This is a genomic window from Rhizobium sullae, from assembly GCF_025200715.1.
In the GTDB taxonomy this organism is placed as follows: Bacteria; Pseudomonadota; Alphaproteobacteria; order Rhizobiales; family Rhizobiaceae; genus Rhizobium; species Rhizobium sullae.
Map to the genome: position 1 here is coordinate 947,291 of NZ_CP104143.1, position 12,072 is coordinate 959,362.

Annotated in this window: 8 protein-coding genes; 3 read left to right on the forward strand and 5 right to left on the reverse strand. The window is 61.0% G+C overall.

The window, feature by feature from the left end:
* Nucleotides 1-286: 286 nt before the first annotated feature.
* The 3 genes from N2599_RS04720 to N2599_RS04730 all read right to left on the reverse strand — a co-directional run bounded on the left by N2599_RS04720 (nucleotide 287) and on the right by N2599_RS04730 (nucleotide 4,335).
* Nucleotides 287-1,351: an adenylate/guanylate cyclase domain-containing protein gene (locus N2599_RS04720; protein WP_027508624.1), complete on the reverse strand. Its 1,065-nt coding sequence runs from the start codon at nucleotides 1,349-1,351 to the stop codon at nucleotides 287-289.
* Nucleotides 1,352-1,443: 92 nt separating this feature from the next.
* Nucleotides 1,444-2,589 (reverse strand): ribonuclease D, encoded by a 1,146-nt coding sequence (gene rnd, locus N2599_RS04725; protein ID WP_027508625.1) that lies wholly within the window; start codon nucleotides 2,587-2,589, stop codon nucleotides 1,444-1,446.
* 354 nt (nucleotides 2,590-2,943) lie between these two features.
* Nucleotides 2,944-4,335: a multicopper oxidase family protein gene (locus N2599_RS04730; RefSeq protein WP_027508626.1), complete on the reverse strand. Its 1,392-nt coding sequence runs from the start codon at nucleotides 4,333-4,335 to the stop codon at nucleotides 2,944-2,946.
* Between the two features lie 258 nt (nucleotides 4,336-4,593).
* On the opposite strand from N2599_RS04730, the gene aspS reads away from it, so the two are divergent.
* The gene (aspS, locus tag N2599_RS04735; protein ID WP_027508627.1) at nucleotides 4,594-6,384 is read left to right on the forward strand and encodes an aspartate--tRNA ligase; all 1,791 of its coding nucleotides are present in this window, start codon (nucleotides 4,594-4,596) and stop codon (nucleotides 6,382-6,384) included.
* A gap of 237 nt (nucleotides 6,385-6,621) precedes the next feature.
* On the opposite strand, the gene carA is transcribed toward aspS, so the two are convergent.
* On the reverse strand, nucleotides 6,622-7,827 hold the full coding sequence (gene carA / locus N2599_RS04740; protein WP_027508628.1) for a glutamine-hydrolyzing carbamoyl-phosphate synthase small subunit: 1,206 nt from the start codon (nucleotides 7,825-7,827) through the stop codon (nucleotides 6,622-6,624).
* Nucleotides 7,828-8,101: 274 nt separating this feature from the next.
* Here carA and N2599_RS04745 point away from each other — a divergent pair, with 274 nt between their 5' ends.
* Complete coding sequence (locus N2599_RS04745) at nucleotides 8,102-8,554, forward strand: GatB/YqeY domain-containing protein (protein WP_027508629.1); 453 nt, start codon at nucleotides 8,102-8,104, stop codon at nucleotides 8,552-8,554.
* 1 nt (nucleotide 8,555) lies between these two features.
* On the opposite strand, the gene N2599_RS04750 is transcribed toward N2599_RS04745, so the two are convergent.
* Nucleotides 8,556-9,413, reverse strand: coding sequence for a hypothetical protein (locus tag N2599_RS04750; protein WP_027508630.1), 858 nt, complete (start codon nucleotides 9,411-9,413; stop codon nucleotides 8,556-8,558).
* A gap of 666 nt (nucleotides 9,414-10,079) precedes the next feature.
* Between N2599_RS04750 and dnaG the strand changes: the two genes are divergently transcribed.
* A complete protein-coding gene (dnaG, locus tag N2599_RS04755; RefSeq protein ID WP_027508631.1) occupies nucleotides 10,080-12,065 on the forward strand; it encodes a DNA primase in 1,986 nt (661 codons plus the stop codon).
* The last annotated feature ends 7 nt before the right edge of the window (nucleotides 12,066-12,072 follow it).

The window sequence follows — 12,072 nt, forward strand, 5'->3', positions numbered from 1 at the left end:
GGCCGTCCTTGCCCGGAACGGTGCCGAGCGTCTCGGTGCGCTTACGGTCCGGCGTTGTGAACTTGCCGGAGTGCTTGAGGAATTCTGGCGCGTCCGCAGGCGCCGGAACCAGCGTGTTGGCAGGCAGGATTGCCTGGCCGGCGAGCTTGGCCGGAAAAGCCTGCTCACCGGCGGAAGGGGAGGCGGCAATGAGGAAGAAAAGGGAGACGGAAGTGAAAAGCGAAGCCTTCATGGAAACCTCCAGAAAATGAAATGGCGGTTTCGCTTAGCAGTCCATTGATGGCGTCTAATTGAAGGTTGAATGAAGCTTTGGTGACGCTGCCGATGCGGGCAGGGCTTGCGCCAGCGCCATGACGCCCAGCCCCTGGCCCCGGCCCTTGAGCGCATGAACGCCAAGGTCCTGCGCACTGATCGTTTCAGGCAGCGTCAGGCGTTGGGCAAGCTCGCTCGAGATCAGCACCGGCCGGTTCAGCGACTTGCAGAGGGATTCAAGCCTGGAGGTCGTATTCACCGTGTCGCCGAAATAGGTGATCTTGTGGTGATCAACGCCGATTTCCGCTGTGATGACGAAGCCGCCGTGAAGTGCTGCGCGCAGGCGGGGCACCTGTCCATATTGTTTCAGCCAACTTTCCGCATCGGCTTCGATATCGTTCAGGATGTCGAAGACGCAGCGAACACAGCGGCCGTCCTTCAGCCCGCGCGCGAGCGGCCAGGTAATGATGGCGGAATCGCCGACATAATCGTCGATCATCCCCATGTTCCGCCGCACCGGTTCGGCAAAGGCGGCAAACAGAGAATTCAGCAATTGCTGTGCTCGAAGATCGCCATGTCTCTCGGCAAAAGGGGTCGAATCGACGAGGTCAATGAAGAGGAAGATGCGTTCCTCCTGGACGGGGTTGCGGTAGCGGCCGGAAAACATGCTGAGAAAAACGTCGCGCCCGAGCAGTTCGCGCACGCGCAGCACGAAGATGATGATGGCGCAGACGCCCAGCGCATACATGAAGACATTGAACGGCATTACCAGGATGTTCATGAGCGACTCGGGCTTGATCAGCCCGACCGCCGAAAGCAGCAAGGCGGCCAGCGCATAGCCGATGTTCATGAGAGTTTCGTAGATCAGCAAAGCTGAAATGATGAACGCCGCCGTCGGAAGTTTCTGGAGTCGCCGGTAGAGTGGGCGCAGGAAGGCTCTCCGCTCGAAGGCCAAAATCGGCATGCCGATGCAGATCGCGAAGACCGCGCTGATGATGAGCGGTTCCCCGGGATAGGCGACCATGCCATAGGCGATGCCGCTCGCAGCCATCACGGCCGTTAAGAGAAGCCAGTTTTGCGCTGGAGAAATCTCTTTCATGATGTCCGACCTGTGTTGGCGCCCGTGCGCATTCTTCCACGCAAGGCGCCTCGGTCAAGCGATTTTGCCAGTCGACGGAAGAGCGCCGGCCGTCAAAGCGAAACGGTATCGACTTTCTTGCCGGCGAAGCGAAGCGCAATCTCGCCCTTGATGAGCTGCAGCGCGGGCGTGCCGAACAGTTCGCGCCGCCAGCCGTTGAGTGCTGCGACCTCCGCCTTTTCGCCTTCCGCCGCGATCTTGTCGAGATCTTCGCTGTTGGCGATGACCTTCGGCGCAACGCCGTGTTTTTCCGAAATCAGCTTCAGCAGCACCTTGAGCAGTTCGACCGCGGCTGCAGCACCTTCCGGCGCCTGCGTCTGGCGCGGCACATGCGGCATGTCGGCCTTCGGCAGGGCAAGGGCAGTATTGACCGCTTCGAGAACCATGGTGCCGGCAGTCGAACGCTCCCAGCCCTTTGGAACCGTGCGAAGGCGGCTCAGCGCTTCGGCGTCCTTCGGTTGCTGCTGGGCAATCTCATAGATCGCATCGTCCTTCAGTACGCGCGAACGCGGCACATTGCGGGAGCGCGCTTCGCGCTCGCGCCAGGCCGCGACATATTTGAGGATCGCGAGTTCCTGCGGTTTGCGCAGCCGCATCTTCAAACGCTGCCAGGCATCGTCCGGATGCATGTCGTAGGTTTCGCGCGATTCGAGAATATCCATCTCCTCGGAAAGCCAGGACGAGCGGCCTTCGCGCTCCAGCTCGGCCTTGAGATAGAGATAGGCGTCGCGCAGATGCGTAACGTCCGCCAACGCATAATCGAGCTGCTTTTCGGAAAGCGGTCTCCGGCTCCAGTCGGTGAAGCGCGAGGATTTGTCAATCTGCACGCCCTTTGTCCGGCTGATGAGTTGGTCGTAGGATACGCTGTCGCCGAAGCTGCAGACCATCGCGGCGACCTGTGTGTCGAAGATCGGATGCGGGATCAGCCCGCCGCGATGGAAGATGATTTCGATGTCCTGGCGCGCCGCATGGAAAACCTTCAGCACATTCGGATTGGCCATCAGCTCGAAGAAGGGCGCAAGGTCAATGCCCTTGGCAAGCGGATCGATGATGACTTCCGTCGTCGGGCTTGCCATCTGTATCAGGCAGAGCTCCGGCCAGAATGTCGTCTCACGCAGAAATTCAGTGTCGATTGTAAGGAAGTCGGACTTGGCCAGCTCTTTGCAGGCGGCCGCCAATTCGGCGGTTGTTTCTATCATGTCAATTCATTCGCAAGGAAAAAGATCGGTTAACCTTCCTTCTCCTTTACGTTCGATATGTCAATACGTTGAAGGCGCCTGTGGCGGCACGGCTGGCGGGTTATTCGCCGGGATTGATACGATGCTTCCTACAATTGCTGCGTTCGTTGGCGGAGGCCTCTCAGTGCACGACTCTCTGCTAAAGGTAATGCAACTATGGCGGAAAGCTGTATGCAACATAAAAGAGAGGTTTCGTCGTGCCGAAGATTCTCCTCGCCCTCTCCCTGCAAGCGGGGCGAGGGGACTTGCCTCGCCAAATGGCCTAGAAGGGCGGCGAGGTTGCCGGCAGGCGGATGAAGGGGCTATCGCTCCATCTTAAACAACCCGCACATAGCTCGTCATGCCTGTTTTCTGATGCTCGATGATATGGCAATGCAGCACCCAGTCGCCCGGATTGTCGGCGACGAAGGCGAGCTGGACCTTCTCGTCGGGTTGGACGAGATAGGTGTCGGAAACGAGCGGCATCACCTGTCGCGTCGAGGATGAAATAACGGTGAAGCTCATGCCGTGCAGATGGATCGGATGCAGGTGCGGCGTCACGTTCTCGAGCTGGAAGACGTAGCTCTTGCCGAGCTTCAGCTCGGCAATCGGAGCTGCCGAACCGGCAATGTCGCCCGGCCATGGCACTCTGTTGATCGCCCAGAAAGTGTAGCCCAGCGTGCCGCATATGCTGTCGGCGGATGCGTTTTCCGCCGTGGCGCTGAGCACCAGCGGGATCTTCTCGGCGGAGGACAGATCGGCGTGCGGGACCGGATTGGCGGCAAGCGGGGCAAGGTCGCCCGCATTGCGTTTCAGAGACTGTCCGACGGCGCGCAGGCTGGCGATTGTTTTCGGCGCAGTCCCCCGAATATCCTCCAGGATCGCTACAGCGCCTTCGCTGTCCGGCATCCTGACGGCAAGATCCAGCCGCTGCCCGGGGCCGATCTGGAGCAGGTCAAGCGGAAAGCGCTGCGGCACCGGATTGCCGTCGATGGCAATCACCGTCGCCTCGGCGCCTTCCATCCGCAGCGAGAAGACGCGGGTGACATCTGTCACGGCGACGCGCAGGCGGACAAGGCCGCCGGCCGGCGCATCATTTTGCGGCTCCTGCTGCCAGTTCGCGGTGCGCACTGTTCCGTAGGTGCCGGTCTTTGCCGCGTCGCGCGGACGGAAGGGCGCAATGAACTGCCCGTCTCCGCCGAGCCGCCAGTCGCGCAGGTTGAGCACGATTTCTGCATCGAATGCCGGATCGGCCGGATCCTCGACGACGATCGCGCCGGCCATGCCGCGCCCTATCTGTGTGAGCGTGTTGCAATGCGGGTGGTACCAGAAGGTGCCGGCATCCGGCGGCGTGAAGGCGTAGTCGAAGCTGTCGCCGGTATAGACGTAGGGCTGCGTCATGAAGGGCACGCCGTCCATCCGGTTGTCGATGCGCAGGCCATGCCAGTGGATCGTCGTCGGTTCGTCTAGAGCATTGGTCAGGCGCGCGGCATAGGGCCGGCCACGGGTCATGCGCAGCACCGGCGGTGGACCACCGTCGCCCCAGGTCATGACACCCCTCGTCGGCCCGGCAGCGGTCAGCGAAGCCTCGGTCTTCACCGCCCGCAGCACCCGCGGTTCGGGTGCCGAGCCGGCAAAGCCGAACTTGCCGGCGACAGCCATGCCGGCGCCATAAGCGCCGGCGATGGCGGACGCCTTCAGCAGATTGCGGCGGGTGAGTAGGGGCATCTGGCGCTCCGGCAACAACAATGGCGTCATCTTTAAAGTTGACTGCAGGTTTCATCAATAAAGAAGTGAAGGCTAAACTGCCGCAGTTGCCTTGCATTGGGCTTCCGAATAAACCACGCCAAAGTGCTGCTCGATGCGGCCCAAGCCTTGACAAATCGGACCGTCCATGCGCTTTTCCGCCCGATTTTCTTGTCGGCACCGGAGAGCCATTCGAGCCCCTTGCTGCCGTCTCAAGCCAAAATACCAGGATTAGACATTATGCATCGCTACCGCAGCCACACATGTGCAGCCCTCCGCAAGGCGGATGTCGGCTCGAATGTCCGGATTTCCGGCTGGGTCCACCGCGTTCGCGACCATGGCGGCCTTCTCTTTATCGACCTTCGCGACCATTACGGCATCACGCAGGTCGTTGCCGATCCGGATTCGCCGGCTTTCAAGATGGCGGAAACCGTTCGCGGCGAGTGGGTCATCCGCATCGACGGCCTCGTGAAGGCACGTACCGAAGACACCGTCAACAAGGCGATGGCGACTGGCGAGATCGAGCTTTACGCGCAGGAGATCGAAGTTCTCTCCGCCGCCAAGGAACTACCGCTGCCGGTCTTCGGCGAGCCGGACTATCCGGAAGACGTCCGCCTCAAGTACCGCTTCCTCGACCTTCGCCGCGAGACGCTGCACAAGAATATCGTCAAGCGCACCCAGGTCATCTCTGCCATGCGCCGCGAAATGGGCAATATCGGCTTCACCGAATATTCGACGCCGATCCTGACGGCCTCCTCGCCGGAAGGCGCACGTGACTTCCTGGTGCCGAGCCGCATCCATCCGGGCACCTTCTATGCCCTGCCGCAGGCGCCGCAGCTTTACAAGCAACTCTTGATGGTTGCCGGTTTCGACCGCTATTTCCAGATCGCACCCTGCTTCCGCGACGAAGACCCGCGTGCCGACCGCCTGCCGGGTGAATTCTACCAGCTCGACCTCGAAATGAGCTTCGTGACCCAGGAGGACGTCTGGAATGCCACGGGTCCGCTGATGACCAAGGTGTTCGAGGAGTTTGCCGAAGGTAAGCCGGTGACCAAGGAGTGGCCGCGCATTCCTTATGACGAGGCAATCCGCAAATACGGCTCCGACAAGCCGGACCTGCGCAACCCGATCGTCATGGAGGCGGTGACCGAACACTTCGCCGGTTCAGGCTTCAAGGTTTTCGCGAACATGATCGCATCCAACCCGAAGGTTCAGGTCTGGGCGATCCCGGCAAAGACCGGCGGCTCCCGCGCCTTCTGCGACCGCATGAACGCCTGGGCGCAGAGCCAGGGCCAGCCGGGCCTTGGCTACATCTTCTGGCGCAAGGAGGGCGACAAGCTCGAAGGCGCAGGCCCGCTTGCCAAGAACATTGGCGAAGAGCGCACGGATGCAATCCGTACCCAGCTCGGCCTCGATGACGGCGACGCCTGCTTCTTCGTCGCCGGCGAGCCGGACAAGTTCTACAAGTTCGCAGGCGAAGCACGCAACCGCGCCGCCGACGAGCTGAACCTCATCGACCGCGACCGTTTTGAGCTCTGCTGGATCGTCGACTTCCCGTTCTTCGAATGGAACGAGGAAGAGAAGCGGGTCGACTTCGCGCACAACCCCTTCTCCATGCCGCAGGGCGGCTTGGAGGCACTGCAGAACCAGGATCCGCTGACAATCAAGGCCTTCCAGTACGACGCCGTCTGCAACGGCTTCGAAATCGCTTCGGGCTCGATCCGTAACCAGTCGCCGGAACTGATGGTCGCCGCCTTCGAAAAGGTGGGCTTGAGCCAGCAGGACGTCGAGGATCGCTTCGGCGGTCTCTATCGTGCCTTCCAATACGGCGCGCCGCCGCATGGTGGCGCTGCCTTCGGCATCGACCGTATCGTGATGCTGCTCGTCGGCGCCAAGAACCTGCGCGAAGTGACGCTGTTCCCGATGAACCAGCAGGCGCAGGACCTCCTGATGGGCGCCCCGTCGCCGGCAACGCCGACGCAGCTGCGCGAACTGGCGATCCGGCCGATCCCGCCGATCAAGAAGGACTGAGTTCTTCGTAACGGAGTAAAACGCCCGCAGCCATGAAATGGCCCCCGAAAGTTGGACATCCACTTCGGGGGCGGCCGGCAACAATGAACGGCCGATCCCGCACGCCGATCAGCGGCCGGACCACCGGACGCGGCCTATCAGCGCCGGCTTCAGACGCGCGGCGCCGCAAAGAGCATGTCACGCAAAGGCAACTGTCTTGAGGGCATCCGGGCTTTTGACTTGGCCGTCAGGGGCGGTTCAACGCTCGGCGAGCGCTGCTTCACCTTTCTTCTCGCGCACCATGTTGATGAAGCGGCGGAAGAGGTAATGGCTGTCCTGCGGGCCGGGGGAGGCTTCCGGATGGTGCTGAACGGAGAAGATCTGCTTGCCTGAAACACGCAGGCCGCAATTCGTGCCGTCGAAGAGAGAAACGTGAGTTTCTTCAATGCCTTCCGGCAATGATTTCGTGTCGACTGCGAAGCCGTGGTTCATCGAGACGATCTCGACCTTGCCAGTTGTGTGGTCTTTGACCGGATGGTTCGCGCCGTGATGGCCCTGATGCATTTTTTCGGTCTTTGCGCCGAGCGCGAGGCCGAGCATCTGGTGGCCGAGGCAGATGCCGAAGACCGGGATGTCCGTTTTGATCAGCTTCTGGATCACCGGCACGGCATATTCGCCGGTTGCCGCCGGATCGCCCGGGCCGTTTGACAGGAAGATGCCGTCCGGCTGCATGGCAAGCACATCCTCGGCGCTCGTCGTCGCCGGAACGACCGTGACCTTGCAATCGAGGCCGGCAAAGAGGCGCAGGATGTTGCGCTTTACGCCGTAATCGAGGCAGACGACATGGTATTTTGTTTTGTCGGCGTTGAGTTCCGCGTAGCCTTCATTCCATATCCACGGCGTTTGAGCCCACTGCGACGACTGGCCGGAAGACGCGATCTTGGCGAGGTCGAGGCCTTCGAGGCCGCTCCAGGCCTTGGCTTCCGCCTTCAGGGTTTCAAGGTCGAAGACGCCGTTCGGATCATGGGCAATGACCGCGTTCGGTGCGCCGTTCTCGCGGATCCAGGCGGTAAGCGCGCGGGTATCGACGCCGCAGAGGCCGATGACGCCACGGGCCTTCAGCCAGGTGTCGAGGTGCTTTGCGGCGCGGTAGCTGGAAGGCTCGGTGATGTCGGCCTTGAAGATGACGCCGACCGCGCCGTGGCGTGCTGCCGGCGTCAGGTCTTCGATGTCTTCGTCATTGGTGCCGATGTTGCCGATATGGGGGAAGGTGAAGGTAACGATCTGGCCGAGATAGGAGGGGTCGGTCAGGATTTCCTCGTAGCCGGTCAGCGCCGTATTGAAGACCACTTCGGCCTGAACCTTGCCGGTCGCGCCGATGCCCTTGCCTTCGATCACGGTTCCATCTGCCAGAACGAGCAGGGCGGTCGGCTTTTCGGTTGTCCAGGGTGCTGTCGCGGTCATCTTCATCCCGTTTCCGGCAGGTGTCGACGTCTCGGGGCCGTCAGACTGCCATTTGTGTTCGCAAGCGTATGAGCGCAGCTTGTCGCAGCGCATCTCAGGCCTGATCACGAATTTTGGTGCAGGTGGCGGTAGATAGCCGCGCTATGCCCCGGCGTCAATCTTTGTAGCGCGGATCGGTGGGCTTTTCCTGCGCTTTCTTACGCGAATCTCGCAATTTATTTGATCCCTGCCATCGGGCTGGTTTATGAAGCGCCATTCAACAGGAGTGAAGATAATGCTGCGCGATCAGCTCGCCACCGCGCTCAAGGACGCGATGAAATCCAAGAATGCCGAACGGCTCTCGACCGTCCGCCTGATCCAGGCGGCGATCAAGGACCGCGATATCGCCAATCGCGGCACAGGCAAAGGCGAGGCTTCGGACGACGAGATCCTGCAGATCCTCGCCAAGATGGTGAAGCAACGCGACGAATCGGCGAAGATCTACGAAGAGAACGCCCGTCCGGAACTCGCCGCCAAGGAACGGGCCGAAATCGTTGTCATCCAGGACTTCCTGCCCAAGCAGCTTTCGGAGCAGGAAGTGCGGGCGAATGTCGCCGCGATCATCAAGGAAACCAGCGCAGAGGGGCCGAAGGACATGGGCAAGGTCATGGCGGCGCTCAAGGAGCGTTATGCCGGGCAGATGGACTTCGCCAAGGCCTCCGGCACAGTCAAGGAGCTGCTGAAGTAGGCTAAACTGCCGGGCCAAGCACCGCTTCGGCCGCGGCATCGACGACCGCGAACTTCGCGGCCTGATAATTCCAGTATTCGAGAATGAAGCCGCGCGAGAGCCAGAGATCGCCCTTGCGCGGCGGCGCTTCCCAGCCGACGCTCCCCATTTCGGCAGCCTGGGAAAGCAGGCGCTTCAGGTGCGTGTTCGAAATCATGAACTGCGCGCGGATTTCGCCGAGCGATACGGGACCAAGAGCGATCCGCTCCTTCGACCGGTCGAAGCCCGGCAGGCGCGTCATCAGATAATCCATGACCAGGCCTCCCGAATTTGCCCAGTTGAAGAGATTGAAGGTCTTGCCGGGATCGCGCACGGCATCGGTCTCGATGATCGCCTTCGCAATCAGCGGTTGAATTTTGCCGATGGTCGATGGGTCGGCACTTGCCCGCTCGACACGCTTTCCACCGTCGAGCCCATCGAGGATAAACAGATGGGCGAGCAGCCATTTCAGGAAATGTTGTTCGGCCGTTTCCGTCGGCTCAAGCAGCCGCGTGCGCCGATCGCTCTGCCCGATTGCCGGCCTCAGAAACCGATAGGCGAGCATTTCCTGCATGAAAGCGGCAGCGGTATTGCGGCTGGCGATCTTGTTGGCGACGACGAATTCCACAAAGCGGCCGGAATAAAGCCCCTTCGTCGTGCCGTCCGGATAGCCGTAGTGCAGCGCAAACCCGGCGTGCGCCATCAACCAGCGCTGCTGCGCGGCAAAGATCGAGGCAATGCGTGGGCTGTCGCGATAAATTGCAAGCATTTCATTGGCGCAGAGCAGTACCGCTTCAAAAAAACGATCATCGGCTGCAAGTTTTTCTGCGGTATTAGACATCGAACAATCCAGGCGGGCACACGTATTCCATCTGGCACGAAGGATGCGCCTGTCAATGTTACATTGCACAAGGATGCTGCAAAATTGCTTCGGTCAGTTAACCGGCAAGGTTAAAGCGCAAAATTAAAGAAGGCAGGAGCTGGGGGGTGCTCCTGCCTTCTTGCTCTTTGCTGTCGCTGGCGACGCGGGCCGAAACCCAAACCAGCGGCGTATTTGCAAAGGCACCCTTGCGAGGCGGCGCCGGGGGTAGGGATGGAGCCTCGCTCGGGGATCGCTTGTTGGGGTGGACGGTATTGCGGTGCGGCAGGGGATTCAAATTACAAAAATATAATAATTCGATCGCATGCTACCTCTGCACCTGCAGATGAGAGACAATGGTCGGGCGGTAGCCGCTTCTATCGTTCCCGGAATAATATCATAAAGTTTTGTTTTTAAAGATTTTTATGAGATCCCTATTCCTGTCTGGAGAAATTGTGGAAACGAGGCGGCGCGCATCTTTGTGCACAATTGTCGCAGCCCGTCTCCCTGGTGGTTCACGCTTTCTTTGATTGACATTCTTCGATGTACGCTGCGCGGCCAAAGCCTGTGAATAGCGCGTCTTTCCGTCAAAGTTCATGGCACGTTCCACCAAACCTGCGTATATGATGGTTGGTCACGAGGGTTCATATGCGCTTTTCCAATTCCTTTCTCGACGAGATACGCGACCGCGTCCAGATTTCGGATGTGATCGGCCGTCGTGTGAGCTGGGACAAGCGCAAGACCAACGTGCCGCGCGGCGATTACTGGGCCTGCTGCCCGTTCCACGGCGAAAAATCGCCGAGCTTTCATTGCGAAGACCGCAAGGGCCGCTATCATTGCTTCGGCTGCGGCGTCACGGGCGACCATTTCCGTTTCCTGACCGACCTTGAGGGCCTGAGTTTCCCCGAAGCCGTGCAGCAGATTGCCGATATGGCAGGCGTCGCGATGCCGATCGCCGACCCGGTGATGGAAAAGCGCGAGAAGGAACGCGGCTCGCTTCAGGATGTGATGGAGCTTGCGACGCAGTTCTTCCAGGACCAGCTGCAGACGGCAAACGGCGCCCGGGCGCGGGCCTATCTTCGCGACCGCGGGCTGACGGGTCGGACAATCGACACCTTCCGTTTGGGCTTTGCGCCGGACAGCCGCAATGCGCTCAAGGAGTTCCTAGCGGGCAAGGGTGTGGTCAAGGAGCAGATCGAGGCCTGCGGCCTCGTCGTGCATGGCCCCGAGGTGCCAGTCAGCTACGACCGTTTCCGCGACCGCATCATGTTTCCCATCCTCTCGTCGCGGGAGAAGGTGATCGCCTTCGGCGGCCGCGCCATGTCGTCGGATGCGCCGGCGAAATATCTCAATTCCAATGAGACCGAGCTCTTCCATAAGGGCAACGTACTCTACAACTTCGCGCGCGCCCGGCGAGCGATCCAAGGTGCGGACGGCGCGCAGACCATCATCGTTGTCGAAGGTTACATGGATGTCATCGCGCTGCATCAGGCCGGCATCGAAAATGCCGTCGCGCCGCTCGGCACGGCCCTTACCGAGAACCAGCTCGAGCTGCTTTGGAAGATGACGCCGCAGCCGGTACTCTGCTTCGACGGTGACGGCGCCGGCATCCGCGCGGCCAACCGCGCCGGGGATCTGGCCCTGCCGCACCTGAAACCCGGCCGAACCTTGCGTTTTGCGCTGCTGCCCGACGGGAAGGATCCTGACGACCTCGTGCGCCATGACGGCCGCGCGCCGTTCGACAAGGTGATGAGCCAGGCAAATGCGCTGGCCGAAATGCTCTGGAGCCGCGAGATCAACACGGGCAAATTCGATACGCCGGAAGCGCGCGCCGAACTCGAAGCGCGCCTGAAGCAGATGGTTGCTGTCATCGCCGACGAAAATGTCCGCCGCCATTATCAGCAGGATATCCGCGACAGGCTAAAGGCATTCTTCCAGCCGCAATTCCAGAACCGCGGAGGCGAACGCCGGAGCTTCGATCGGGGCGGCCGGCCGGGTGGGCGTGGCGGGCAGCAGGAGGCGCGTGGTGCGCGCATCTCCGGCGGCGGTATTTCCGAGCGCCTTGCGCGATCGGGCCTCGTGCGCGGACATCAGGAAATTCCGGCGTTACGGGAAAGCGTGCTCGCCCTCACTATCGTCAATCATCCGGCGCTGATGCAGGACGAGTATGACGAAATCGCTTCGATCGACTACGACAATCGCGAGCTTCAGCGCCTCTGGTCCGGCGTGCTGGGCGCTGCGGCGGCAGTCGCCGCACAGCATCTGACGCGCGAATATCTGATCGAGCGCCTGGAGGAGCAGGGCTTCGGCGCGCTCCTCAAAGGCCTGGAGCAGCAGATCCGCAATGCCCGCCTCTGGATCGCGACGGAGGAGGCGGCCATGGAGGATGCCCGTGAGGGCTACCGCCAGGCGCTTGCCTTCCACAAGCGCACCAAGGCGTTACGCTGGCAGAAGATCGAGCTCGAACGCGAGATCGCCGAGGCAACGGAAGCCGGGGACGGCGACGTCATCGACCAGCTGATGCGCGCGCTGCAGGAAGTCCATTTCGAAGGCCTTCGGCTGGAAAACCAGGAAGCCATCATCGATGGCTTCGGCGTGCTTTCCGGCCGCGTCAAAGGCGCGGCAAGCCATTGATGGACGG

What these genes read in the sequence shown, in the direction of transcription:
- carA (WP_027508628.1), bottom strand. Translation starts at nt 7,827, where the DNA reads ATGACCGCGACAGCACCCTGGACAACCGAAAAGCCGACCGCCCTGCTC.
- aspS (WP_027508627.1), top strand. Translation starts at nt 4,594, where the DNA reads ATGCATCGCTACCGCAGCCACACATGTGCAGCCCTCCGCAAGGCGGAT.
- N2599_RS04730 (WP_027508626.1), bottom strand. Translation starts at nt 4,335, where the DNA reads ATGCCCCTACTCACCCGCCGCAATCTGCTGAAGGCGTCCGCCATCGCC.
- dnaG (WP_027508631.1), top strand. Translation starts at nt 10,080, where the DNA reads ATGCGCTTTTCCAATTCCTTTCTCGACGAGATACGCGACCGCGTCCAG.
- N2599_RS04720 (WP_027508624.1), bottom strand. Translation starts at nt 1,351, where the DNA reads ATGAAAGAGATTTCTCCAGCGCAAAACTGGCTTCTCTTAACGGCCGTG.
- N2599_RS04750 (WP_027508630.1), bottom strand. Translation starts at nt 9,413, where the DNA reads ATGTCTAATACCGCAGAAAAACTTGCAGCCGATGATCGTTTTTTTGAA.
- rnd (WP_027508625.1), bottom strand. Translation starts at nt 2,589, where the DNA reads ATGATAGAAACAACCGCCGAATTGGCGGCCGCCTGCAAAGAGCTGGCC.
- N2599_RS04745 (WP_027508629.1), top strand. Translation starts at nt 8,102, where the DNA reads ATGCTGCGCGATCAGCTCGCCACCGCGCTCAAGGACGCGATGAAATCC.